Here is a 24,450-nt window from a genome sequence, read left to right as displayed (position 1 = left end):
CGGCGCCCCCCCCCGCCCCCCCCCCCCCCCCCCCCCCCCCACCCCCCCCCCACACCCCCCCCCCCCCCCCCCGCCCGGGGGGGGGGGGGGCGCCGCCCCCCCCCCCCCCCCGCGACCAGCCCCCACCCACCCGCACCCGACCAGTCACACCAAGAACGTCAAACCCTCATCGGCTGAGGCGACTCACGACGCCCCGCGTCGGGACCGTCGTACTCGCGGATGATCTCGTACCGGGTGTTCCGCTCGACCGGGCGGAAGCCGGCGTCGCGGATCAGGTCGAGCAGATCCTCACGCGTCAGCTTGTTCGGCGTGCCGTAGTTGTCCGCGTCGTGCGTGATCTTGTACTCGACGACCGACCCGTCCATGTCGTCCGCACCGTGCTGAAGCGCCAGCTGCGCGGTCTGCACACCGTGCATGACCCAGAAGACCTTGACGTGCGGGACGTTGTCGAACAACAGCCTCGACACCGCGAAGGTCTTCAACGCCTCCGCACCCGTCGCCATCTGCGTCCGCGCCTGGAGGCGGTTGCGGACCTTGCCGTCCTTCACGTCGACGAAGTCGTGCTGGTAGCGCAGCGGGATGAAGACCTGGAAGCCGCCGGTCTCGTCCTGGAGTTCACGCAGCCGCAGCACGTGGTCGACCCGGTGGCGAGGCTCCTCGATGTGCCCGTAAAGCATCGTGCACGGAGTCTTGAGACCCTTCTCGTGCGCGAGGCGGTGGATGCGCGACCAGTCCTCCCAGTGGGTGCGGTGGTCGACGATGTGCTGCCGGACCTCCCAGTCGAAGATCTCGGCGCCGCCACCGGTCAGCGACTCCAGACCCGCGTCGATCAGCTCGTCCAGGATCTCGGACGCCGACAGACCGCTGATCGTCTCGAAGTGGTGGATCTCCGTGGCCGTGAAGGCCTTCAGGGAGACGTCCGGAAGGGCCTTCTTCAGTTCGCTGAGCGAGCGCGGGTAGTAGCGCCACGGCAGGTTCGGGTGGAGGCCGTTCACGATGTGCAGCTCGGTGAGGTTCTCGCCCTCCATCGCCTTGGCGAGACGGACGGCCTCCTCGATGCGCATCGTGTACGCGTCCTTCTCGCCCGGCTTGCGCTGGAACGAGCAGTAGGCGCAGGACGCGGTGCACACGTTCGTCATGTTGAGGTGGCGGTTGACGTTGAAGTGGACGACGTCGCCGTTCTTCCGCGTCCGCACCTCGTGGGCGAGCCCGCCCAGCCAGGCCAGGTCGTCCGACTCGTACAGCTCGATGCCGTCCTCGCGGGTCAGCCGCTCACCGGCCCGGACCTTGTCCTCCAGCTCGCGCTTGAGCCCGACATCCATGCTGCTTCTACCTCTCGTAAGTGACGAACCCTGCCAACCGTACGCCCCGCTGCCTACTCCTCCTCGGGCAGCTCACCCACCCGGTTCTCCCACTTCGTGGAGAGCACGATGGTCGTACGGGTCCGGGAGACGCCCTTGGTCCCCGACAGCCGCCGGATGGTCTTCTCCAGACCGTCCACGTCGGGCGCCCGCACCTTGAGCATGTAGGAGTCGTCGCCGGCGATGAACCAGCAGTCCTCGATCTCGTTGAGGTCCTTGAGCCGGTGCGCCACGTCCTCGTGGTCGGTGGCGTCGGAGAGCGAGATGCCGATGAGGGCGGTGACGCCGAGGCCGAGCGAGGTCGCGTCGACCGTCGCGCGGTAGCCGGTGATGACACCGGCGGCCTCCAGGCGGTTGATGCGGTCGGTGACGCTGGGTCCCGACAGTCCGACGAGGCGTCCCAGCTCCGCGTAGGAGGCCCGGCCGTTCTCCCTGAGGGCCTGGATGAGCTGCCTGTCCACCGCGTCCATGCGATCGATAGCCTTCCGCTGAAAAGTTCCTGAAGTGATGTGTGGGTACTGCGCGTTGCTCGGTCGTACGGGTCGAACGTGGTGCTCGGGTGCTGCCCGGGTGCTACTCCGGTACTGCTCAGGTCGTCGTGCGTGAGCCCCCGCCGAGTTCGCCCTCCCAGCGGCGGTAGAGCGTGTGCCCGACGCCCGCCGCGTCCAGCACGCGCCCGGCGACGAAGTCCACCAGGTCCTGGATGTGGGTGGCTCCCGCGTAGAACGCCGGGGAGGCCGGCAGTACGGTCGCGCCCGCGTCGTCCAGTGTCACCAGATGCCGCAGGGTCTGCCCGTTCAACGGGGTCTCGCGGACGGCGACGACCAGCTTGCGCCGCTCCTTGAGCGTGACGCTCGCGGCGCGCTGCAACAGGTCCTTCGAGAGGCCGAGCGCGACCCCGGCGACACAGGCGGTGGAGGCGGGCACGATCAGCATGCCCTTCGAGGCGTACGAGCCCGACGACGGCCCCGCCGCCAGGTCCCCCGCGCTCCAGTGCCGTACGTCGTCGACGTCCACCGCGAAGGTGCCGGGCTTGCCGTCGGCCCCCCGGCCCAGCCACTCCCGGAGGTCCTCCTGCCAGTGGCCGTCCCGGAAGCTGATCCCGGTCTCGTCGAGCAGCGTGAGCCGCGAGGCCCGCGAGACGACCAGGTCGACGCTCTCACCGGCCGCGAGGAGGGCACGCAGCACGGCTGCCGCATACGGCGTTCCGGACGCGCCGGAGACCCCCACGATCCAAGGCCGACGCTGAGTTTCTCCTGCGTTCACACCCTGAGCCTACCGGCGGACCGCCCGGAGCTCAGGACCGGTCGCGCGCCTTCGGATCCATGGGAAGACCTGCGGTGGCGATCGTCAGCTTGCCCAGCGGCGAATCGACGGTCAGGTCCGTGCCGTACGGGATGATGTCGCGGCCCCGGTAGCCGTCGGCGCCCGGGTTCCACATCGTGACGCAGTGGCCCTTGAGCGGGTCGAGGATCAGGTAGTTGGCGATGCCGCGGGAGGCGTACCAGCGGGGCTTCACCTCGTAGTCGCGCCGGACGCTCTCCGGAGACACCACCTCGGCAAGGAACTCGATCAGGTCGAACGGGTACGCGCTGCGGTTCTCGGCCTCCGCTTCGGCGGGGATGACCGCGAGGTCCGGGCAGAACTCGTTGGCGTCATCGAATGGAAAGGCCACATCTCTCACCACGACCCACTCCGGCGGCAGCTGGTCCTCGACGAGGGCCCACGGGCGCTGGATGGTCCGCCCGTGGAACGGCCTGACCGGATCCATCACGATGCTGCCCTCGACAATCTCCGTCAGGTAGCCGGGGAACATGTCCTCCAGCTTGCTGAGCTGCGAGTGCAGGCGGTCACGGTCCGAGACGGTCACGGTGGCCTCCCTGGGGTTCCTGCCCTCGATGGTAGGCCGCACGCTATTCACACGGTCAGACCGCGAACCAGAAGATCAAGCAACGCACACCCGAACAGGGCAATCCCGATGAAGCCATTGACGCTGAAGAACGCCCTGTTCACGCGGGACAGGTCATGGGGCCGGACGATCGAGTGCTCGTACAGGAACGCGCCCGCGACGATCACCAGGCCGACCCAGAAGAAGGTGCCCGCGTCGGTGGCCAGGGCGTACCAGACGAAGAGGGCCGTCGTGAGGGTGTGGCAGACGCGCGCGCCCCAGACGGCCGCCGGGATGCCGAAGCGGGCCGGGACCGACATGACGCCGATCTCGCGGTCCGTCTTCACGTCCTGGCAGGCGTAGATGAGGTCGAAGCCGCCGATCCAGATGCCGACCGCGAGGCCGAGGATCACCGCGTCCCAGGACCACTCGCCGGTGATCGCGAGCCAGCCGCCGATCGGCCCCATCGCCTGCGCGAGACCGAGGATGGCCTGCGGGAAGTTCGTGAACCGCTTGCCGTACGGGTACACGACCATCGGGATGACCGCGATGGGCGCGAGCGCCAGGCAGAGCGGGTTGAGCAGGGCCGCCGCGCCGAGGAAGAAGACCAGGGCGACCAGCGCGCCCGTCCACGCGTGCTTCACCGACATGGCTCCGGTGACCAGCTCGCGATGGGCCGTACGGGGATTGCGGGCGTCGATCTCGCGGTCGATGATCCGGTTCGCGGCCATGGCGAACGTACGGAGGCCGACCATCGCGATGGTCACCAGCAGCAGCCGGCCCCAGTGGATGTTCCCGTCCAGCGTGAACATCGCCGTCAGCGCCGCAATGTACGCGAAGGGCAGCGCGAAGACGGAGTGCTCGATCATGACGAGGCGCAGGAACGCCTTGGTGCGCCCCGGCTGCGGGATCGCGGCTGATGCGCTGCTCACGAGAGTCCGTACTCCTTCCACCGGCGGTCGACCTTCGCCGCCGTCTCCGGGTCGGACAGCACCATGTCGGGCCAGCCGCCGTCCCGTGTGTACCCCTCCTCGGGCCACTTCTTCGTGGCGTCGATGCCCGCCTTGCCGCCCCAGAACTGCTGGTACGAGGAGTGGTCGAGGTGGTCGACCGGCCCCTCCACGACGGTGAGGTCACGGGAGTAGTCCGTGTTCCCCAGCGCGCGCCACGCGACCTCGTGCAGATCGTGGACGTCGCAGTCGGAGTCGACGACCACGATCAGTTTGGTCAGGGACATCATGTGGGCGCCCCAGACGGCGTGCATCACCTTCTGGGCGTGCTTCGGGTACTTCTTGTCGATCGCGACGATCGCGCAGTTGTGGAAACCGCCCGCCTCGGGGAGGTGGTAGTCCACGATGTCCGGCACGATGATCTTGAGGAGGGGGAGGAAGAACCTCTCCGTCGCCCGGCCCAGCGGACCGTCCTCCGTCGGCGGCCGGCCGACCACGATCGACTGGAGCAGCGGCCGCTTGCGCATCGTCACGCAGTCGATGGTCAGGGCGGGGAAGGGCTCCTGCGGCGTATAGAACCCGGTGTGGTCGCCGAAGGGGCCTTCCGGGAGCATCTCGCCGGGCTCCAGCCACCCTTCCAGTACGACCTCGGCCTGCGCCGGCACCTGCAGCGGCACGGTCTTGCAGTCGACCATCTCGATCCGCTTGCCCTGAACGAACCCTGCGAAGAGGTACTCGTCGATGTCACCGGGCAGGGGGGCCGTGGACGCGTACGTCACCGCGGGCGGACACCCGAAGGCGATCGCGACCGGCAGCCGCTCGCCCTTCCGCGCGGCCACCTGGTAGTGGTTGCGGCTGTCCTTGTGGATCTGCCAGTGCATGCCGATGGTGCGCTTGTCGTGGCGCTGGAGGCGGTAGAGCCCGAGATTGCGGATGCCGCTCTCCGGGTCCTTGGTGTGGGTCAGGCCCAGGTTGAAGAAGGACCCGCCGTCCTTGGGCCAGGTGAAGAGGGCGGGCAGTTGGTCCAGGTCGACCTCGTCGCCCTGCAGCACCACCTCGTGCACCGGCGCGTTGTCGGACTTGATCTTCTTCGGCGGTACGTGGGTCATGGCGCCGAGCTTCCCGAAAGCCTCGCGCACGCCGATGAACCCCTGCGGCAGCTCCGGCCTGAGCAGTCCGCCGATCTTCTCGCTGATCTCCTCGTACGACTTCAGGCCGAGCGACTTGAGGAGCCGGCGGTCCGTCCCGAACACGTTCATCGCGAGCGGCATCGCCGACCCGCGCACGTTCTCGAAGAGCAGGGCGGGACCGCCCGCCTTCTGGACGCGGTCGACGATCTCCCCGACCTCCAGATACGGGTCCACCTCGGCCTTGATGCGCTTGAGGTCGCCCTCACGCTCGAGCGCCCGGAGCAGGGAGCGAAGATCGTCGTAAGCCATGCGTTCCAGTATCGGCTACTCGCTACCCTGAACCTGTGACGGGGGCCGCTCACCCGGCCCCGATCTTGCACGCATCTCCACTCTCCACACGCAGGGGGACCGCCGAATGCTTCGGGTGCTGATGATTCTGGTGCCGTTGGGGCTCAGCATCTATGCGTTCATCGACTGCATCACGACCGACGAGAAGGACATCCGGTACATCCCGAAGCCCCTCTGGGCGATCCTCGTGCTGCTGTTCCCGCTCGTCGGCTCCATCTCCTGGCTGATCGTCGGCCACCAGCGCAAGCCGCGCGGCATCTCCGGCCGGGGCGGCCGGGGCGGCTGGGTCGCGCCCGACGACAACCCGGAGTTTCTGAAGTCCTTGAAGGACGACAGCAAGGACCAGGGCAAGGACAAGGGCAGGGGCAGGGGCGAGGGCAAGGACAGCGGCAGCGACGACGGCCCGACGGACGCCGTGACGGGCGACGAGGCGCACCTCAAGAACTGGGAGGACGACCTCCGCCGCCGCGAGGAGGAACTGAAGCGCCGGGAGGGCGGGACGGGCGAGGGCCCTGACGACGCCGCCCCGCCGAAGGCCTGAGGATCTCGCCCCCGCCGCCCCTACCCATTCCCGTCCCGATGCTGTTGGCGCATCCCGTCACCGGCTGGCAACTGTGGGCACAGTCCCAGCGACACACCGTGCAGACGGTGTGTCGCTGGGACTGTGCCCACACTCGCCCCTCGCTCGGCCCGGAGTGCTCCACACGGTCAGTTCCCCGCGGGGGCGGCCCGGCGGTAGAACGCCTGGGTGGTGCGCACCGAGCGTTGCGCGATCCTGCGTGGGTGCCGTTAACTTCCTTGTCGGGAGGGAGAGTTGGCAGACGACGACAGAGTTGGCGTACGCAACACCGTGCACGGCGGCCTCCGCGACAGCACGTTGATCCAGGCCCAGAGCGTCGATGTCCACCGCCACGAGGTCGTGCCGCGACGCTGGACCACCTGGGCGGAGGATCTCGCACGGCAGGTGCGGGACGTCGAGCAGGCGGCGTGGCGGCGGTTGCTGGGTGACGATCACAGGCGGATCGACCTGCGGTACCGCCTCGTCGACGAGGCCGGACGCCCGGCCCGAAACGCGCGCGAGGCGGGTCGGACGCTTGCCTTCGAGTCCGCCCTGCCGTCGGGGCCTGGGGGTTCCTCCGAGTCGGAGCCGTCCAGACTCCCGGACATCTGGACGTACTTCACCTCCCTCAGCCCGCGCCGTCTCGTCATCACCGGACCCGCGGGTTCCGGCAAGACCATGCTCGCGCTGGAGCTGCTGCTCGCGCTGATCGAGAAGCGCGGGCCCGGCCATCCGGTGCCCGTGCGGATTCCACTGGCCAGCTGGGACACGCGCACATCACTGGACGAGCTGCTGATCGACCAGTTGCGCCGGGTGTACGACTGGCCGCGCCGCCGCGCCCGGCAGCTGGTCGAGCACCGTCTCGTGCTGCCCGTACTCGACGGCCTCGACGAGATGGACGAACCGTTGCCCTCCGGCCACACGGACCCGAACGCCCCACGGGCCCGGGACGCCCTTGAGGCGCTCAATCGCCATCAGCACGGCAGGGAGCCCGGCGCGCTCGTCCTGACCGTCCGGGACGAGGCGTACGCGGCCCTCGCCCGCAGCGAAGAGCCCGACCGGAAGAGGCGGTTGCTCGACGCCGCGCGCGTCGCCGTCGAACCGGTGCCCGCGCCCGACGCCCTCGCCTACATCACCGAACGCGCCACCGACCGCACCCGCTGGCAGCCCCTGCTCGACCACCTCGCCGCCTACCCGGACGGCCCGCTGGCCCAACGGCTGTCCACACCGTGGCGGCTGTGCCTGGTCGCCACGGTGTACGAGGCCGGCGGCGACCCGGGCGAACTGCTCCAGCGGCGCCGGGCGCGGAAGCTGGACGAGTTCCTGCTGTCGCGATACATCCAGGCCGTCACGGCGCTGCACCCGGGCGGCCACGATCACGCGGACGCCCACCGGTGGCTGCACCCCCTCGCCCGGCACGCCCGCGGTGACGGGGACGCGGACAACGGGCCGCACGCGGTGCTGGCGTTGCACGAGCTGTGGCGGATGGAGGGTGCCAGGAAGATCTTCGACACTCGTCTGGTGGCGTCCCTCATCGCGTACATCCTCCTGCCCTGGGTGTCGACAGCCTTCGGCCTGACGCCGAACGTCGTGGGCTTCACCGCCGCGCTGATCGCTGGTGCAACCCTCGCCTGGAAGGACTACCCGCTCGACGTGAACCCGCGTACCCTGCGCCATCTCGTGCCGTGGCGCCATCCGGGACTGGTCGCCGCGCTGCTCGCGGTCACGGCGGCCGTCGGGGGTGCCACCTGGCTGGCCCTGGACTTCAGGTGGGCGGTGAGCGCCGTGGCCGGGATGGTGCTCCCGGCGGCGGTCGCGAGTCTGCTGCGCAGGCCCTCCGACGTCGCGACCCCCCGCCAGGTCATGAGACAGGAGTTCACGGCGACCGCGGCGAGCGCACTCCTCGTGATCGTGGGCTCGGTGGCCACCCTGAGTCACTGGTACAGCTTCGGGGACAGCCTGATCATCGCGGTACCCGTCACCCTGTACGGAGCCGCTTTCAGCTACGGCGGCGCCGGCTCCCGTTACCTCGCCTTCCGCTACGGCACCCGCGGTACGTTCCCGCTGCGCCTCGGTGCCTTCCTCGACTGGGCAGCGGAAGCCGGACTGTTACGGCGCAGCGGTTCGGGATTCGAGTTCCGCCACCGGGAGTTGAGGGACTGGCTGGCGGACCACACGACGGCCGCTAGGCCGAGTACCGCACGCCCTCGACGAACACCGCCCAGGCGCTCCGCTGGATGAGCAGGGTGGGCCCGGTGGGGTTCTTGCTGTCACGGACGGGGACGATGTCGGGGATAGCGGGGGCGACTTCGACGCAGTTGCCGCCGTTGTTGTCGCTGTAGCTGCTCTTGATCCAGGTCGCCGCGCTCAGCTCGTACCTGTCCATGATGCTCGTACCCCTCCATCACGTCGCTGATGAGAGCGGCGGATTCGCGGGCCGACGGGATGTCCGCCCTGAGCACATCATAGGTCTGGCTGTAGCGCGCGAAGACGGCCGGATCGTCGTTGAAATGCCCACGGTCCAGCGACTCCGAGTACACCCACTCGTGCCCGTCGGGCAGCTTGATCAACGACATCGAGCCCCTGGGGCGGACGAGCCCGAAGAGGCCCGCCGGGGCCACCTGGATACGGATGTTGGGGCGCTGTCCGACGCTCAGCAGATGCGCGCACTGGTCACGCATGACCTCCGGACTCCCCACCGCGTTGCGCAGACAGCTCTCGTCCAGGACGGCGACGTACATCGGACCACCGTCGGCCAGGAAGCGCGGCTGGCGGCTCAGCCGCGCCCGGACACGCTCCTCCACCTCATCACCGCTCGCGACTTGGGAGAACAGCGCGTGCGCGTAGCCCGGCGCCTGCAACAGGCCCGGGACGACCCGTTCTTGATACTCCCGCAGGGCCACCGCCTGCGCATCCATCTCGGCCCTGCGCTCGAACCAGTCCGGATGCTGTACCTCCGGATACCAGTCGATCCGCCCCCACAACCGCACCAACACCCCACCCGTACCCAGCAGTTCGTCGCACGACTTGGCGAACGTGTCCTGCGGGACGCGCGTACCGGCCTCCACGCGGGCCACGTGCGAGCGGTCGCAGGGGATCTGGCGGGCCAGGCCCTCCTGGGTGAGGTCGGCGGTCTCGCGGAAGTGTTTCAGGACCTCCCCGAACACGGCGGCGGTCGTGACCGCCGAACCACCCTCGGCGTTGCGTCGACTCACGGCGTCCGTTCCCCTCCGTGACAGTGGGCCAGTGGCACGCGTCATGCGTTGAAACGGGCTGCTCCGTTCAGCAACGCTGGATGCACCCAGAGTAATGAGCCAACGTACGGAGCGTCAGTGGAAGCAGAAACAGCGCCGGAACGCGGAGCCCTCGTCTACGACCCGGTGACACAACGGGTCGGCGAGTACCGGGACACGACAGGCCCGTACGCGATGCTGCGCCCGGTGGGCGGCGGCCGGGAGTGGCAGGCCGACCCGGAGCGGATCCGCCCGGCGACCGCCGACGAGCGCCTGGCGGCGGCTCTCAAGGCCGCCAACAGGCGGTCGGGGAGGGCACTGTGACGGTACGTCAGGCTGTGGAGGAGGAAGACCTGAGCCGTCCGCCCGTGCCCGTCCCCGGCTGCCCGGCTTGCACGGAGCTGGCGATACGCCGTGACGACGCCCGTGCCTGGTGCGACCGCAGCGCGGAGACCGACGCCGATGTGCTGCTGAGACGGCATCTGCGTGCGGCCAGCGTGGAAGACATGCACCGTCAGAAACATCACGCCGACCACGGGGAAGCAGGCCGTTGACGGGAAGGGGGAGGGGCAGGTGAGGGGCGGGTGAGGGGCAGAAGGAACCGGCGGTTCATGACCAGGCGTCCGCGACCGCGACCGCGTCCGATGCCGATGCCGGTGTCGGTGTCGACGGCCCGGCTCGTCGACGCGCTGCTCGTCGCCCTCGCGGCGCTGGACGTGTGGTGGCAGCTCGACCGGGACACCCCGGTTGAGGTGGTCCTCTCGGTCGCCGCCTGCGCGGCTCTCGCGATGCGGCGGCGCTTCCCGCTGCCCGTCTTCGTGCTGTCGCTGCCCGCCGCACTGTTCTCGTCGGTCGTGGTGGCACCCCTGGCCGCGCTCTACACACTGGCCGAACTCAGCCGGGACCGGCGTCTGTTGACCGTCTGCGCCACCGCGTCGGCGGCGGCCTCCGCCATGCCGTGGCCACTGTCGGAGTACGCGTCGGACGACCGCACCTGGACCTTCGTCAACTTCGTCTACCTGCTGGCCACCGCGGCGGCCCCGGTCTTCCTGGGCCAGCTGGTCCAGGCCCGGCGCGACGCCGCGGTCCGGCTCGTCGAGATCGAGGAGGCACGCGAGCACGAGCGGCTGCTGCACGCCCAGAACGTGCTGGCCCGCGAACGCGCCCAGCTGGCCCGGGAGATGCACGACGTCGTCTCCCACCAGGTGAGCCTCATCGCCGTACGGGCCGGGGCGCTGCAGGTCGGCGCGCCGGACCCCGGCACGCGCGAGGCCGCCCGGACCATCCGCGAGCTGAGCGTCACGACGCTCGACGAACTGCGGCACATGGTCACGCTGTTGCGGGCCTCGGGCGGCCGTACGACCGAGCTGACCCCGCAGCCGACACTCGCGGACCTGCGCCAACTGATCGACACGAGCGGTATCGAGGTGAGCCTGGAGGGCGAACTGCCGCCCGGCATCGGGGCCCCGGTCCAGCGCGCGGTCTACCGGACCGTGCAGGAGGCCCTCACGAACGTACGCAAACACGCGCCCGGCGCGACGGCGACCGTACAGCTGTGGCACCGGGACGACGAGCTTGGCGTGACCGTCACGAACACCCCGCCGACCCGTCCCACCCTCGAACTGCCCGGTTCCCAACAGGGATTGATCGGCCTGGGCGAACGGGCCGAGAACCTCGACGGCTCCTTCGAGGCGGGCCCGACGACGGACGGCGGCTACCGGGCCCGACTGCGACTGCCTGCGACGACGACGGCGACGGGGACGGGGACGGGGACGGGGACGGCGGCGGCGGACTGACGAGCGCGGGGAGGCCGTCGCTGCGGGGCGCGCAGAAGGGGCCTCGCGCTTCTGCCGCTCACCCCCGCAACCCGCCCCGCCGCTCACCCCATCCCTCGCCCCCGTAGCTCACTCCCACCAGTCGCTCCCGTCACTCACCACCCTTGTCCGGGCTCGGCTCGGCGGCGCCGCTCGGGGTCGGTTCGGGTTTCGTGTGGAGGACTTCGCGGGCCTGGTCCGCGGCGCGGATGAGGCTCTCGCTCACGAAGTCGAGGAAGCGGGCGATGTTTTCGAGGCGGGCGGCGGCCGGGGTGTCGGGGCCGAGGACTCCGACGCCCTGCCGTGCGGTCTCGGCGAGCTGGAAGGTGCCTCGGGCGCTGGCCACCATCGACTGGTACCAGACGTCGTCGTCGACCGTGTACCGCTCGCGACGGTTCTCGTCGCGGTCCCGGCGGACGAGGTCCTGGCTCTCCAGGAACGCGATCGCCTTGGAGATGGACGCCGGGCTGACCTGGAGGCGCCGGACGAGTTCGGACGCGGTGAGGCTGCCCGAGTCGCTGGTGAAGAGGCAGGCCAGCACCCGGGACATCATCTTGGGCAGGCCCTGCCGCATGAAGACGGTGGTGAACGTCTCCTCGTACTCGCGCACGGCTTCCGCGTCACGCCCGTACGGCTGCGGGGTTGCCGCCGACCCGCGGGGCTCGGCCTGCCTGCGCCGGTGGGCGCGGCGCTCGGTGGCGCGGTGGGCGAGGTCGGGGCGGTAGGCGGTGGGGCCGCCGTTGCGCATCACCTCACGCGTGACCGTCGAGGTCGGACGGTCGATACGCCTGGCGATCTCCGCGTAGGCGAGCCCGTCGGCCAGTCCCAGCCCGATCTGCTGGCGTTCCTGCTGGGTGAGTCTGCCTCCCGGCATCACGGTCCCCTTTCACGCTTGTTCAACGCCTGCAGCATAGCGTTCACTCGCAACCCAATGCAACGAGCGACATGACTGGCGTTGCATTAAATGCCAGACGGTTGCAACGATATTTAACATCTGACCTGCACTGATGCCTATCGAGTGCAACAATCTCATTGCGAGATTCATGAACGCAACGTAGCGTTTCGGTTGTCAGAAACAAGCAGCGCAAGACCGACAGCGGTGCGGAACAAGCACCGCAAGAGGAGAACACCATGCACAAGTTCGACACCCCCGCCGCGATCTCCGCCGTTCTCGACATCCCGGCGGGACGCATCCGCTTCATCGCCGCCGACCGGGCCGACACCACGGTCGAGGTCCTGCCGGCGAACAACTCGAACAGCCGCGACGTGAAGGCCGCGGAACAGACCGAGGTCACGTACGGCGACGACGGTGTCCTGAGGATCGAGACCTCACCGGCGAAGAACCGGATCCTCGGTCACACCGGATCCGTCGAGGTGACGGTCCAACTGCCCGTCGGCTCCCGTATCGAGGCGAAGGCGGCCAGCGCCGAGTTCCGGGGCGTCGGGCGGCTCGGTGACGTCACCTTCGAGGGCGCGCAGGGCTCGGTCAAGCTCGACGAGACCGCGAGCGCCCGCCTCACCCTCCTCGCGGGTGACGTCGCGGTCGGCCGTCTGGGCGGTCCCGCGGAGATCAGCACCCAGAAGGGCGGCATCCACATCGCCGAGGCCATGCGCGGCACGGTCGAACTCCGCACCGAGGCCGGAGAGATCACGGTCGGCGCCGCACGCGGAGTCTCCGCCTCCCTGGACGCCGGCACCACCTACGGCCGCATCAACAACGCACTCAAGAACACCGACGGCGCCGACGCCGCCCTCAGCATCCGCGCGACCACGGCCTACGGCGACATCACCGCCCGCAGCCTCTGAACGACCACATCGTCCACAGGCTCTGGACGGCATCAACATCCGCTGTCCCTGGGCGACTTCACCCACCGCAGCTCTGAAGGAGCACCCATCATGACCGACTTGGCCATCGCGGCGAACGGGCTGCGCAAGTCCTACGGCGTCAAGACCGTCCTCGACGGCGTCGACGTGGCAGTCCCCGAAGGAACGGTCTTCGCCCTGCTCGGCCCGAACGGTGCCGGCAAGACCACCGCCGTGAAAATCCTCTCCACCCTCATCTCCGCCGGCCCCGGCACCGGCGACGTCCACATCGGCGGCCACGACCTGGCCGCCGACCCCCAGGCCGTGCGGGCCGCGATCGGTGTCACGGGTCAGTTCTCCGCCGTGGACGGCCTGATCACCGGCGAGGAGAACATGCTCCTCATGGCGGACCTGCACCACCTGTCCAAGCAGGAGGGACGCCGGACCGCCGCCGAACTCCTGGAACGCTTCGACCTGGTGGAAGCGGCGAAGAAGCCAGCCTCGACCTACTCCGGCGGCATGAAACGCCGCCTGGACATCGCCATGACCCTGGTCGGCAACCCCCGGATCATCTTCCTCGACGAACCCACCACCGGCCTCGACCCCCGCTCCCGCCACAACATGTGGCAGATCATCCGGGAGCTGGTCACGGGCGGGGTCACGGTCTTCCTCACCACCCAGTATCTGGAGGAGGCCGACGAACTCGCCGACCGCATCGCGGTTTTGAACGACGGCAAGATCGCCGCCGAGGGCACCGCCGAGGAGCTCAAGCGCCTGATCCCCGGCGGACACGTACGACTGCGCTTCGACGCCCCGGCCGCGTACGAGACGGCCGCCCTCGCGATCAGCGAGGCCACCCGGGACGACGAGGCACTCTCCCTCCAGATCCCCAGCGACGGCAGCCAGCGCGAACTGCGCTCCATCCTCGACTGGCTGGACGCGGCCGACATCGACGCCGACGAACTCACCGTCCACACCCCCGACCTCGACGACGTCTTCTTCGCCCTCACCGGCCCGGCCAACATCCCCAACCAGCCCAACCAGCCCACCCAGCCCGGCCAGCCCAAGGAGACCGCCCGATGAGTACCCTCGCCCTCGCCGTCCGCGACTCGTCCACGATGCTGCGCCGCAACCTGCTCCACGCCCGGCGCTACCCGTCCCTCACCCTGAACCTGCTGCTCACCCCGATCATGCTGCTCCTGCTCTTCGTGTACGTCTTCGGCGACACGATGAGCGCGGGTATAGGCGGTGGCGGCGGTCCGGACCGGTCCGCGTACATCGCTTATCTCGTCCCGGGCCTGCTGCTGATGACCATCGGCAGCACGACCATCGGCACCGCGGTGTCGGTCTCCAACGACATGACCGAGGGCATCATCGCCCGCTTCCGCACGATGGCGATCCACCGCCCTTCGGTACTCATCGGACACGTCGTCGGCAGCGTCCTGCAGTGCGTGATGAGCGTGATCCTCGTCGGCGCCGTCGCCGCGGCCATCGGCTTCCGCTCCACGGACGCCACGGTCCTGGAGTGGCTGGCGGCGTTCGGGCTGCTCGTGCTCTTCGCCCTGGCGCTCACCTGGATCGCGGTCGGTATGGGCCTGATCAGCCCCAACGCCGAAGCGGCCAGCAACAACGCGATGCCGCTCATCTTCCTGCCCCTCATCTCCAGCGCCTTCGTCCCGGTCGACTCCATGCCGGGCTGGTTCCAGCCGGTCGCCGAGTACCAGCCGTTCACACCCGCCATCGAGACCCTGCGGGGCCTGCTGCTCGGCACCGAGATCGGCCACAACGGATGGCTCGCCCTCGCCTGGTGCCTGGGTCTCGCGGTGCTCGGCTACTTCTGGTCGACCGCGAAGTTCAACAGCGACCCGAAGTAACCGCCGTGACAGCGCGGGTCACGTCCCCCGCAACTCGTCCCGCCCCAGGGCGGCGTACTCCGAGACCACGTCGGAGGACGCCGCCCTGTAGGCGTCCTCTACGGGACCGACGGAGACTGGCTCTACGGGACCGACGGACACTGGAGACCCGAACGAAGGGAGACTGATGCCATGCCGGACACAGCAGCCGTGAACTCCCCGGGCCCCCGCGAGGTCCTGGCCCGCTATCAGCAGGCGATGCTCGACGGTTCCGCGGACGACCTGGCCGACCTCTACGCGGTGGACGGCGTCCACGAGTTCCCGTTCCTCTTCCCCGGCATGCCCGAGCGGTACCAGGGGCGCGAGGAGGTGCGTGCGGGCTATCGGGCTGCCTGGGGTGCGAGCCCGGCGCGGCCGCGGGAGATCCGTGACGTCGTCGTGCACGACAGCACCGACCCCGAGGTGATCACCGTCGAGCAGACCGTCACCGGGACCGTGACCACGACCGGCCGGCCCTTCAGCTTCCCCGGCCTTCTGGTGATCCGGGTCCGCGGCGGCCTGATCACACATGTCCGCGACTACATGGACGGGCTGGGCGTGGCACATGCGATGGGCCGCCTGCCGGCGGTGGTCACCGCCCTGTCCCAGTAGGTGCCGACTCCGGCGCGTTGCGTCAGACGGGTCGTGTTAGACGGACCGTGTCGCGGGGAGAGGTTGGTGATGAGAGCCGACGACCTCGTACCACTGGGCCGCACGGGACTTCGGGTCAGCCGTCTCGGTCTGGGACTCGCCTCCCTGGGCGGCCTGTTCGAGCCCGTGCCCGAGCAACAGGCCGCCGACACCATCGACACCGCCTGGGAGTTGGGCGTACGACTCTTCGACACGGCTCCCGTGTACGGGTACGGGCGCTCGGAGACCCGTACGGGCGCGGCCCTCGCCTCGCGGCCCCGGGACACGTACGTGCTGTGCACCAAGGTGGGACGGCTCATCGAGCCCGGCGGGCCGGACACCCAGCCGATCTGGGCGGACCCGCCGGCCGGGGTCGGGCCCCGGCTCGACTACTCGTACGCCGGGGTGCTGCGGTCGGTCGAGGAGAGCCTGGCGCGGCTGGGGCTCGACCGGATCGACGTCCTTCATGTCCACGATCCCGACGAGGACTTCGGGGCCGCGGTGGGCGAGGCGTATCGCGCGCTGGCCGATCTGCGGGCCGAGGGTGTCGTCGGCGCGGTCTCCCTCGGCGTCAATCACGCGCCCGTGGCGGCGCGCTTCCTGCGGGAGGCCGCAGATCCTGGACCCGACTGCGTGCTGCTGGCCGGGCGGTACAACCTCCTCGACCAGTCGGGGCTCGACGAGTTGCTGCCGCTGTGTGTCGAGCGGGGGGTGGCTGTCATGGCGGCCGGGGTCTATCAGTCGGGGTTGCTGGCGGATCCGCGGTCGGGGGCTCCGCACGGGTACACGTCCGTTCCGGCTGAACTGGCCGCGCGGATCGGGGCGTTGAGGCAGGTTTGCGCGGACTTCGGCGTCTCGCCGTTGACGGCTGCCGTCCAGTTCCCCCTCGCCCATCCCGCGGTCACCAACGTGGTCGTCGGTGCCCGCTCGCCCGAGGAGGTGGCGGGCACCGTGTCCCTCTTCGACCAGCCTGTTCCGGGGGACTTCTGGGCGGCGGTGAAGGGGAGGGGGTTGCTGCGGGAGGGGGCGCCGACGCCCGCGTAGGGAGGGGGTTTTCTTCGCCCCCGCCGCCCCTACCCATTCCCGTCCCTTACTCAGGGGCTCCGCCCCCGAACCCCCGCTCCTCAAACGCCGGAGAGGCTGGGGGGGTGGGGGCTTGCGGGGTGGGTTGTCGGGTGCGGGCCGGTGGGGGCTTGTCGCGCAGTTCCCCGCGCCCCTAAAGACCTTAGGGGCGCGGGGAACTGCGCGATCTTTTACGGGGGTTCGGGGGCGGAGCCCCTGAGTAGTGACGGGAATGGGTAGGGGCGGCGGGGGCGAAGAACACGGTTGACTCCCACCCGCCCGAGGCGATTCCCTGCCGCCATGACTGACCTTCGTATCGAACGGGTCGACGCCACCGAGCCCCTGCTCGAAGACTGGCGGCACGTTCACAACGTGATCGTGCCACCCGCCGCCATGGACCTCGACGAGGTGCGGGAACGGGCCGGACGGAATCACCTGGAGGTCGCCTACCTCGGAGATGTCCTCGGCGATGTCCTCGACGGCGTCCTCGTCGGGTGTACGACGGTGCGACCCCCCACGGACGACACGGCGACGGCCACCGTGATCGCCCGCGTACTCCCCGCCCACCGCCACCAAGGACTCGGCGAGCAGCTCTATGTACGGGCGCTCGCGCAGGCCCGCGAACTCGGCGCCCGGCGGATCGAGACCGTCGTACTGGCCGCCAACACCGAAGGACTGCGGTTCGCGGAACGGCACGGATTCGTCGAGTTCGACCGGTACACCCTGCCGGGCGAGAGCGCGCTCTGGATCGACCTACGGCTGGCGTGAGTCCTGGTCGGGTCGGCCGCAGTAGGACGTGATCTGGCCTACACGGCTCCTATCGTCGGGCTCACAGCCTCCGCCCACCGACCAAGGAGCCCCCATGAGCCTCGTCACCACCATCCAGCCGGACGGTACGCCCACGTGGATCGACCTCCGGGTGCCCGACCTCGATCGAGCGCTGGAGTTCTACAACGCGCTCTTCGGATGGGAGTACGCACCGGACTCCGCGAAGACCGGCCTCGGCACGGTCTGCCTGCTGCGCGGACGCCCCGTCGCGGCCATCGCCCAGGCCCCGGCCATCGCCCAGGCCGCCCCGGCGACCACGAACCCCGACTGGACCATGTACTTCGCGACCGCGGACTGCGACGGCACCGCCAAACGCGTCTCCGACGCGGGCGGATCCGTGCTCATGGCTCCGACGGACATCGGCGAACACGGCCGCGCGGCCCTCGCCGAGGACCCGGTCGGCGCCCGCTTCGGCCTCTGGGAGGCGCGGGCACACGTCGGCTGCGAGGTCGTGAACGAGCCCGACTCACTCGTACGGAACGACCTGGTCACCCCGGACCCCGAGCCGGCCCGGGCCTTCTACACGTCCGTGTTCGACTACACCCTGGACGGCAACAAGACCCTCCCGGACCTCGACTTCACCTTCCTGCGCCGCCCGGACGGCCACGAGATCGGCGGCATCTTCGGCTTCCCGGTCGCCCCCAGGTCCATCTGGGCGACCACGTTCGAGGTGGCCGACACGGACGCCGTCGCAGGCCGTGCCGTCGCGGCGGGCGGCACCGCCGACACCCCCGAGGACACCCCGTACGGCCGGAGCGCCACTCTCAAGGACCCCTTCGGCGTGGAGTTCTCGGTCATCACCAGGCCCGCCTAGGACAGCGTCACACCGATCCGAGCAGGCCGTTGAGGATGCCCTTCTCGGCAAGGTAGAAGGCGAGAGCGCTGACGGGAGAGAGCACGGGGCACAGCCAGTAGCGGTGCACCCCGGCGCGCGCCAGACAGCCGGTCAGGAGGGCGGTGAGCAGCGCGCCGACGGCCAGGAAGACGGCCGCCTCTCCCCAGTAGCCGAGCGCCAGGCCCAGCCAGAGTCCCTCCCCCAGCACCACCATCGGGACGGCCGCCGCGGCCACCGCCCGTACGTCCCCCCGCCCGCGCCGCACCGTCCACCCGGCCCACCCCAGCAGCGGCCCTCCGGCCAGCCCCGCCACCGACCACACGGCGGCGATTCCGAGCCCTCCGGCGCCGAACGTGTCCCCGAGCGTGGACGCCGTGTAGTAGCCGCAGCAGGTGGCGAGCATCATCGACGCCCCGCCCCAGACGGCGAGCGGCCGGGTACGTATCAGGGCACCGGCCACGGCGGTCCAGATGATCCAGGTGGACACCGAGTTGGTCGCCCGCTCCAGCAGGGGCGTCGTCCCGTGCAGGCCGTACGTCGCCCAGCCGAGCAGAAGCCCGAAGGCGGCGGTCGCGGTCATGGTCGCCGTAGCGGTGAGGACACCGGCGGAGCTGCCGCCACGGGACACGGTTCCGGTAGACATGGCCGCACTATACACACTGCGTATACGCAGAGTGTATAGACTTCTCTCGTACGCAGCGGGGCTCCGGCGCCCTAGGACCCCCGCGGCGCTCCCCATTCGTATCCGTGCGCGGTGAAGGCCTCGGCGAGGCGGCGCCAGGGCAGGCCGCAGCGCTCCCGGGCCAACTCCCCGCCGTCCGGGGCGACCAGCACGAGTTGCTTGCCGTCCCGGCATGCCAGGGCGATCTCGTCGTACGTGAACTCCTGGTCCGCGTCCCTGATCGTGAGCACCACCCGACTGTTGGAGATACGGGCCGTCAGGGACTCGTACACGGCGATGAACCCGACCAGCACGCCCAGCGCCAGGCCCACGGCGACCGCGCCGACGGTGAGCCAGGGTTCGGGGACCGAGGCCAGCAGCCGGGCCGGCCCCTTCATCGGCACCCAGGGCAGCGACAGCCACAGGTCGGCCAGGAGCGTGAGCAGCCAGCCGCCCACGCCCCCGCACCCCACGCAGACGAGCATGAGCTGCCAGACCGGCTCGGCGAGCACGGTGGCCTCCCCCGAGCCCGCCACCGTCTCGCCCCGCGGATCCGGACCGCTCTTCTCAACGTCCACGCTGCTTCTCCCCCGTCCGGCGCCGATGGTGCGGTTTCCAGTCTTGCGGGCACCGGCTGTCCGGTCGTCGGCCGATGGTCTATGTGCCCGCAACTTTGGTCGCCCACCGGGTATTTTCCGGACGTCGCCCCGGCATACCGGCCGAAGGAAACAGGAAAGTGGAAGGCATGGATCAGGCACAGGCACAGGCACAGGCGCAGGCGCAGGCGCAGGCACGCGCATGGCTGGTCACCGCTGTCGAGGAGGCACGCACGGGGCTGGACGAGGGCGGCATCCCCATCGGGGCCGCGTTGTACGGAGCGGACGGCACCCTGCTCGGGCGCGGGCACAACCGGCGCGTCCAGGACGGCGACCCGTCGATGCACGCGGAGACGGCCGCCTTCCGGAACGCGGGACGGCAGCGTACGTACAAGGGCACGACGATGGTCACCACCCTCTCCCCCTGCTGGTACTGCAGCGGTCTCGTCCGGCAGTTCGGGATCTCGCGGGTCGTCGTCGGGGAGGCCGAGACCTTCCACGGCGGGCACGACTGGCTCGCCGAACACGGCGTGGAGATCGTGCTCCTCGACGACCCCGAGTGCACCGCCCTGATGCGCGACTTCATCAAGGACCGACCCGAGCTGTGGAATGAGGACATCGGTGAGTGACACCACCGCCCCCAGCGGCCCCAGCGGCCCCAGCGGCAGCAGCGGCAGCAGCAGTCCCGGTACCTCCCGTACCCCCCGTACCCCCCGCAGTCCCCGTATCCCGACCGTCGATCTGCGGCCCTGGGTCTCCGGCGGCCCGGCGGCCCGCGAGGAGATCGCGCGTACGGTCGACGCGGCGCTCCAGAGCGCCGGATTCCTCCTGGTGACCGGCCACGGTGTCGATCCCGCCCTCCGCGCGGACATCCGCGAGGCCGCCCGCGCCTTCTTCCGGCTGCCCGCCGAGGTGAAGCAGCCGTACGCCGTCAAGGTCGGCGGCCGCGGCTGGCTCGGCCCGGGGGCCGAGGCCAACGCCTACTCGGAGGGCACGGAAACCCCGCCCGACCTCAAGGAGTCCCTGACCTTCGCGACGCGCGAGCCCTTCGACGACCCGGCGACGAACGCGGAGTGGTACGCGCCGAACGTCTGGCCCGCGGAGGCCCCCGAACTCCGGGCGCTGTGCGAGGAGTACCTGACCCGGATGGCCGAGCTGGAGAAGCACCTCCTCGCCCTGCTCGGCGAGGCCCTGGGCCTGGAACCCGACTTCTTCACCAGGCACATGGGCCACCCGACCTACGGCTTCAACATCAACTGGTACCCGGGTACGGAGGTCATCGGCGAGCCCGAGGAAGGCCAGTTCCGCATCGGCCCGCACACCGACTTCGGCACGGTCACCATCCTCGACCGCCAGGCCGGCAAGGGCGGTCTGCAGGTCTACACGGACGAGGGCGGCTGGGAGGACGCGCCCTTCGACCCGGAGGCTTTCACGATCAACATCGGTGACCTGATGGCCCGTTGGACGGGAGACCGGTGGCGTTCCGGCCGTCACCGCGTGCTGCCCCCGCCCGCCGACGCCCCCGCCGAGGAGCTGATGTCCCTCGTCTACTTCGGCGAGTGCACTCCGGGCACCGTCGTCGAGTCCGTCCCGGCTCCGGTGGGACGGGTGGCCCACGAGCCGGTGGACTCGCACGTGTATCTGCGGGCGAAACTGGACTCGATCACGGTGGTCTGACACCGATTCCGCGATCAGTCTCCGCCAACCGCGGCGACACTTTCGCAAGCTGCCGGACATCATGCGGCCTACTCCGAATCAACTCCCCCTCTCCGCGCTGCTGTTGATACACCTCTCAACAGCACGGAGAACCGGACCGCCCCAGGGGGAGATGCGGTGCACAGTGGGCTGCACGGCCGAGGGGCGTTGTTCGACACGGATCCGCCCGGCCTCGTCGCACGGCTTGTCGGGCTGTGCCCGTTCCAGCACGGGCCGACTCCTCTGGAGTACGCGAAGGAGCCGCCGTTCGTGGTGTTCACGGGCGGGCCCGGGCTCGGCAAGAGCGCGGTGCTCGGCGAACTCCGCGCCGCCTACGCGGGACACACTCCCCTCGCGCTGATCGACTGCGAGGACGAGCTGTTCGCGCGACCTCCCGCGCGGCGGCCCGGCGAGGCCTGGTCGCCCGTGTCTCAGGCCGTCCTGACGATCGCCGAGCAGCTCGCCGAACCGGTCGCCGGTGCCGGGCGGATCGCCTTTCCGCGTCTCACGGCGGGGCTGTTGGCTGTCGCCGCGGGCGGCTGGCGCGACCGCGACCTGCCCCGCATCCGGCAGGAGGCCGAACGGATCCTGCTGCTCAACGACACCGGCTCCTGGGTCGCCGGATTCACCGGCCGCTGGGTCGGCCGGGTGTCGACCAGACTGGTCGACGCGCTGTCCGGTACGGGGCTGGTCGTCGAGCCGATCATCGAGGCGACCCTGGAGGTCTTCTCGGAGGGCGTCACGCCCACCCACCGCCGGCTGCGGAAGGCGGCCACCTGGTACCGCGACTGCCCGAGCGCGGGCGGCAACCCGAAGCTCGGACTCATCCTGCTCGCCGGGCACTTCAGGGCGGGCGGCGACTCCCGCACCCACGCCGAGCGGTATCTCGTACGGGCCCTGCTGGCCGATCTCGACGACGCCTACACCGGTGCCGTACAGCGCACCCACCGGCCCGGACGCCCGGTCGTCCTCGTCGACAACGTCCAGGCCACGGCCGGTGTCGGCCTCATCGGCCCCGTGCTGCGGGACCGGGCCGACGGCATCGCCGACCGGGTGGCGTTCTTCGCGGGGCTGCGCGGCGACGGCCACCCCTCCCTGCACAACGCCGCGCGCCGAGCCCTGCCGGAGGTGGCCCGTGCCACCGGCTGGGAGCCCGGCCGCACGGTGTCGTCCCGGGCGCTGCTCGTGCCGCTGTCACTGCCGCTGCCGCTGTCGTTTCCACTGCCGCCGTCGGCCGGGCCTTCTCCGCAGGCCGATCCTTCTCCGCAGGCCTGATCTTTTCCGCAGGCCTGGTCCTTTCCGCAGGCCCGGTCTTATCCGCGGCCGACCCTTCTCCACAAGCTGTGGAAGGCGGGCCGTGAGGGGGGACCGGCGAGCGGTACCGGCCCCCGGGCCCCTACGGCCGCTCGCCCTTCTTGTCGACGACAGCCCGTTCCAGGATGGCGACCGAGCCCACGAGCTCGCCCGCCGCGAGGGGCTGGCACCGGTTCTCCGGGGCGGAGAGGTTCACCGTGCTCAGCCCCATGTAGGCGAGAGTCTTCTCGTCGAAGATCAGCTCGGAGCGGGGCTCGCCCCCCTGCCCGAAGCCGATGGCACCGACGCCGTCCATGGCGACGGCCACTCCGGTGCGGCCCGCCGCGTCCCGGGCGCCTTCGAGGACGATCAGCCCGGGGATCTTCGAGACGGCCCGGTAGAGCGCGGCGGCGGTCTTCGGCGGCAGGAGGCTGCCGGTGAGCAGCTCGCCGGCCTTCACGAAGGCGGCCTCGTCGGCGGACCGCTTGCCGGAGGGCTTCTCACCGGGGTCGAGCCCGTAGAGCCAGCGGTACATCCCCTCCGTGTCGGTGGGGAGTTGCAACGCCTGCTCGTAGAAGTTGATCGTGTGCTTGCCGGGCAGTTGCTTGGCGATCGGCCGTTCCACCACACCGCCGCCGGTCCTGTGCTCCCGCGACAGGCCCACATGCTGACCGTCGACGGACTCCCAGCGCTCCCGTACGCCGTATTCGTGGCCCTCCAGGGTCCTGGGGCAGTCCCCCACCGTCTTGCTGGGGTCCATCTTCCAGTGGTAGGTGTCGGTCTTCGTGTAGACGAACTCGTCACCCTCGGCCCCGGTCGGCAGCTTCGAGGCGGCCACGGCGATCCGCTCCAGCAGATGGTCCGGGCTCTCCGAACTCCTGCGCTCCGGGCGGTCCGACGCCGCGGAGTGCGGCCTGGGCGGCCCGTCCGAGGCCGCGTCCCGGGTCACGCTGACCCCGATGACGACGGCGACCGAAAGGCCCGCGGCCACCACCGGGGCCACGAAGGCCGGGCGGCGCCAGACCGGCGTCCGTACGGGCAGCGGGGTCTGGTCGCTCGCGATCTCACGCATCAAGTGCTCCTTCAGGGCGCGGTGACGGCCCGGCGGGAGGTCCTTCTCGGGAATCGTGCTCACTTGTTCCCCTCCTGGATGGGCCCGGCCACGGACGGGCGGCCATCCCTCACCTGTCCGCGCCCGCCGACGAGTTCCGCCGCGAGCTTCGTGCGCGCCCGGGAGAGCCGGGAGCGCACCGTGCCGACCGGGACGCCGAGCGCCTCGGCGGCGGCCGCGTAGTCGAGACCGCCCCAGACGCAGAGCGCGAGCACCTCGCGCTCCGGGCGGCGCAGCCGGTCGACGGCGACGCGTACGGACCTGAGGTACTCCACGTCGTCGATCCGGGCGGCGACCTCGTCAGCGAAGTCGCGCTCGGCCTCGGCGGGCGGCAGCCGTGCCACCGCCGCCGCGTGACGCCGGGCGGCCCGGCGCCTGTTGCGGGCCACGTTCGTGGCGATGCCGAGCAGCCACGGCCGCGGCGAACCGCCCTCCTCGTCCAGCCGCTCCCGCAGCCGCCAGGCCTCCAGGAACGTCAGCGACACGATGTCCTCGGCCCCGGACCAGTCGCCCGTCAGCCGGAAGGCGTGGTTGTAGACGGAACGCGCGTACGCGTCGAAGAGCCCGCCGAACGCCTCCGCGTCCCCGGCCCGGATACGGGCGCGCAACTCCCGCTGATCCGGGCGGTCCCCCTGATTCGTCTCCACGTCCCCCACCTGTCCGTACGACGAAGGCCGGTTCCCGTGACGTGCGTCACATGGAACCGGCCTCGGGTCGTACGAGGGTGTCAGACGGAGGTGCCGTACGGGAGTGCCGTACGG

At 70.3% G+C, this 24,450-nt stretch carries 25 protein-coding genes and 2 pseudogenes; 14 read left to right on the top strand and 13 right to left on the bottom strand.

What is annotated here, in order from left to right:
* Positions 1-158: 158 nt before the first annotated feature.
* The 6 genes from mqnE to ACIBEI_RS43935 all read right to left on the bottom strand — a co-directional run bounded on the left by mqnE (position 159) and on the right by ACIBEI_RS43935 (position 5,638).
* On the bottom strand, positions 159-1,322 hold the full coding sequence (gene mqnE, locus ACIBEI_RS43960; protein WP_398896629.1) for an aminofutalosine synthase MqnE: 1,164 nt from the start codon (positions 1,320-1,322) through the stop codon (positions 159-161).
* A gap of 53 nt (positions 1,323-1,375) precedes the next feature.
* Positions 1,376-1,831 (bottom strand): Lrp/AsnC family transcriptional regulator, encoded by a 456-nt coding sequence (locus ACIBEI_RS43955; RefSeq protein ID WP_055616806.1) that lies wholly within the window; start codon positions 1,829-1,831, stop codon positions 1,376-1,378.
* Positions 1,832-1,949: 118 nt separating this feature from the next.
* Positions 1,950-2,627 carry a UbiX family flavin prenyltransferase gene (locus ACIBEI_RS43950; RefSeq protein WP_398896628.1) on the bottom strand — a complete coding sequence of 226 codons (678 nt, stop codon included), beginning with the start codon at positions 2,625-2,627 and terminating at the stop codon, positions 1,950-1,952.
* Positions 2,628-2,658: 31 nt separating this feature from the next.
* Positions 2,659-3,231: a Uma2 family endonuclease gene (locus ACIBEI_RS43945; RefSeq protein ID WP_398896627.1), complete on the bottom strand. Its 573-nt coding sequence runs from the start codon at positions 3,229-3,231 to the stop codon at positions 2,659-2,661.
* Between the two features lie 47 nt (positions 3,232-3,278).
* Positions 3,279-4,181 carry a menaquinone biosynthesis prenyltransferase MqnP gene (gene mqnP / locus ACIBEI_RS43940; RefSeq protein ID WP_398896626.1) on the bottom strand — a complete coding sequence of 301 codons (903 nt, stop codon included), beginning with the start codon at positions 4,179-4,181 and terminating at the stop codon, positions 3,279-3,281.
* Entirely contained in the window at positions 4,178-5,638 is a 1,461-nt protein-coding gene (locus ACIBEI_RS43935; RefSeq protein WP_398896624.1) for a menaquinone biosynthesis decarboxylase, read from the bottom strand. Before ACIBEI_RS43935 ends, mqnP begins: the two co-directional genes overlap by 4 nt.
* 106 nt (positions 5,639-5,744) lie before the next feature.
* Here ACIBEI_RS43935 and ACIBEI_RS43930 point away from each other — a divergent pair, with 106 nt between their 5' ends.
* Positions 5,745-6,218, top strand: coding sequence for a PLD nuclease N-terminal domain-containing protein (locus ACIBEI_RS43930; protein ID WP_398896622.1), 474 nt, complete (start codon positions 5,745-5,747; stop codon positions 6,216-6,218).
* Between the two features lie 273 nt (positions 6,219-6,491).
* Entirely contained in the window at positions 6,492-8,477 is a 1,986-nt protein-coding gene (locus ACIBEI_RS43925; RefSeq protein WP_398896620.1) for an NACHT domain-containing protein, read from the top strand.
* Here the strand turns inward: ACIBEI_RS43925 and ACIBEI_RS43920 are convergent.
* Positions 8,422-8,538, bottom strand: a pseudogene (locus ACIBEI_RS43920) (DUF397 domain-containing protein); the annotation flags it as partial. The gene ACIBEI_RS43925 and the pseudogene ACIBEI_RS43920 overlap by 56 nt on opposite strands.
* Entirely contained in the window at positions 8,507-9,451 is a 945-nt protein-coding gene (locus ACIBEI_RS43915; RefSeq protein WP_398896618.1) for a Scr1 family TA system antitoxin-like transcriptional regulator, read from the bottom strand. The pseudogene ACIBEI_RS43920 and the gene ACIBEI_RS43915, both read right to left, overlap by 32 nt.
* A gap of 213 nt (positions 9,452-9,664) precedes the next feature.
* Between ACIBEI_RS43915 and ACIBEI_RS43910 the strand changes: the two are divergent.
* Together ACIBEI_RS43910 and ACIBEI_RS43905 are read left to right on the top strand one after the other, a co-directional pair.
* Positions 9,665-10,023: pseudogene (locus ACIBEI_RS43910) on the top strand (hypothetical protein).
* Between the two features lie 57 nt (positions 10,024-10,080).
* Positions 10,081-11,265 carry a sensor histidine kinase gene (locus ACIBEI_RS43905; RefSeq protein WP_398896617.1) on the top strand — a complete coding sequence of 395 codons (1,185 nt, stop codon included), beginning with the start codon at positions 10,081-10,083 and terminating at the stop codon, positions 11,263-11,265.
* A 130-nt stretch (positions 11,266-11,395) separates the two neighbouring features.
* On the opposite strand, the gene ACIBEI_RS43900 is transcribed toward ACIBEI_RS43905, so the two are convergent.
* Positions 11,396-12,157 carry a helix-turn-helix domain-containing protein gene (locus ACIBEI_RS43900; protein ID WP_398896616.1) on the bottom strand — a complete coding sequence of 254 codons (762 nt, stop codon included), beginning with the start codon at positions 12,155-12,157 and terminating at the stop codon, positions 11,396-11,398.
* A 257-nt stretch (positions 12,158-12,414) separates the two neighbouring features.
* On the opposite strand from ACIBEI_RS43900, the gene ACIBEI_RS43895 reads away from it, so the two are divergent.
* The 7 genes from ACIBEI_RS43895 (at position 12,415) to ACIBEI_RS43865 (ending at position 18,312) form a co-directional block, all read left to right on the top strand.
* Positions 12,415-13,089 (top strand): DUF4097 family beta strand repeat-containing protein, encoded by a 675-nt coding sequence (locus ACIBEI_RS43895; protein WP_398896614.1) that lies wholly within the window; start codon positions 12,415-12,417, stop codon positions 13,087-13,089.
* Between the two features lie 90 nt (positions 13,090-13,179).
* Complete coding sequence (locus ACIBEI_RS43890; RefSeq protein WP_398896613.1) at positions 13,180-14,169, top strand: ATP-binding cassette domain-containing protein; 990 nt, start codon at positions 13,180-13,182, stop codon at positions 14,167-14,169.
* The gene (locus ACIBEI_RS43885; RefSeq protein WP_398896612.1) at positions 14,166-14,960 is read left to right on the top strand and encodes an ABC transporter permease; all 795 of its coding nucleotides are present in this window, start codon (positions 14,166-14,168) and stop codon (positions 14,958-14,960) included. The genes ACIBEI_RS43890 and ACIBEI_RS43885 overlap by 4 nt, the downstream gene beginning before the upstream one ends.
* A 171-nt stretch (positions 14,961-15,131) precedes the next feature.
* Entirely contained in the window at positions 15,132-15,590 is a 459-nt protein-coding gene (locus ACIBEI_RS43880) for a nuclear transport factor 2 family protein (protein ID WP_398896610.1), read from the top strand.
* Between the two features lie 69 nt (positions 15,591-15,659).
* Positions 15,660-16,652 carry an aldo/keto reductase gene (locus ACIBEI_RS43875; protein ID WP_398896609.1) on the top strand — a complete coding sequence of 331 codons (993 nt, stop codon included), beginning with the start codon at positions 15,660-15,662 and terminating at the stop codon, positions 16,650-16,652.
* A gap of 318 nt (positions 16,653-16,970) precedes the next feature.
* The gene (locus tag ACIBEI_RS43870; protein ID WP_398896608.1) at positions 16,971-17,438 is read left to right on the top strand and encodes a GNAT family N-acetyltransferase; all 468 of its coding nucleotides are present in this window, start codon (positions 16,971-16,973) and stop codon (positions 17,436-17,438) included.
* Between the two features lie 94 nt (positions 17,439-17,532).
* Positions 17,533-18,312 carry a VOC family protein gene (locus tag ACIBEI_RS43865; protein WP_398896607.1) on the top strand — a complete coding sequence of 260 codons (780 nt, stop codon included), beginning with the start codon at positions 17,533-17,535 and terminating at the stop codon, positions 18,310-18,312.
* A 7-nt stretch (positions 18,313-18,319) separates the two neighbouring features.
* Here the strand turns inward: ACIBEI_RS43865 and ACIBEI_RS43860 are convergent, their stop codons facing one another.
* Positions 18,320-18,976 carry a DUF6518 family protein gene (locus ACIBEI_RS43860; protein ID WP_398896606.1) on the bottom strand — a complete coding sequence of 219 codons (657 nt, stop codon included), beginning with the start codon at positions 18,974-18,976 and terminating at the stop codon, positions 18,320-18,322.
* Between the two features lie 71 nt (positions 18,977-19,047).
* Entirely contained in the window at positions 19,048-19,572 is a 525-nt protein-coding gene (locus ACIBEI_RS43855; RefSeq protein WP_398896604.1) for a hypothetical protein, read from the bottom strand.
* A 167-nt stretch (positions 19,573-19,739) separates the two neighbouring features.
* On the opposite strand from ACIBEI_RS43855, the gene ACIBEI_RS43850 reads away from it, so the two are divergent.
* From ACIBEI_RS43850 to ACIBEI_RS43840, 3 genes are all read left to right on the top strand, one after another.
* Complete coding sequence (locus ACIBEI_RS43850) at positions 19,740-20,219, top strand: nucleoside deaminase (protein WP_398896603.1); 480 nt, start codon at positions 19,740-19,742, stop codon at positions 20,217-20,219.
* 97 nt (positions 20,220-20,316) lie between these two features.
* Positions 20,317-21,267 (top strand): isopenicillin N synthase family dioxygenase, encoded by a 951-nt coding sequence (locus ACIBEI_RS43845; RefSeq protein ID WP_398896631.1) that lies wholly within the window; start codon positions 20,317-20,319, stop codon positions 21,265-21,267.
* A 156-nt stretch (positions 21,268-21,423) separates the two neighbouring features.
* Entirely contained in the window at positions 21,424-22,560 is a 1,137-nt protein-coding gene (locus tag ACIBEI_RS43840) for a hypothetical protein (protein WP_398896602.1), read from the top strand.
* 121 nt (positions 22,561-22,681) lie between these two features.
* Here the strand turns inward: ACIBEI_RS43840 and ACIBEI_RS43835 are convergent, their stop codons facing one another.
* Together ACIBEI_RS43835 and ACIBEI_RS43830 are read right to left on the bottom strand one after the other, a co-directional pair.
* Positions 22,682-23,713 (bottom strand): CU044_5270 family protein, encoded by a 1,032-nt coding sequence (locus tag ACIBEI_RS43835; RefSeq protein WP_398896601.1) that lies wholly within the window; start codon positions 23,711-23,713, stop codon positions 22,682-22,684.
* Positions 23,710-24,297, bottom strand: a complete 588-nt coding sequence (locus ACIBEI_RS43830) for an RNA polymerase sigma factor (RefSeq protein ID WP_398896630.1) — start codon at positions 24,295-24,297, stop codon at positions 23,710-23,712. The genes ACIBEI_RS43835 and ACIBEI_RS43830 overlap by 4 nt, the downstream gene beginning before the upstream one ends.
* Positions 24,298-24,450 lie beyond the last annotated feature (153 nt).

Origin of the sequence: Streptomyces sp. NPDC050988 (genome assembly GCF_044456225.1) — a bacterium.
Taxonomy (GTDB): domain Bacteria; phylum Actinomycetota; class Actinomycetes; order Streptomycetales; family Streptomycetaceae; genus Streptomyces.
The sequence above is the reverse complement of the archived record's forward strand: the minus strand, read 5'-3'. Positions and strand labels throughout refer to the sequence as shown.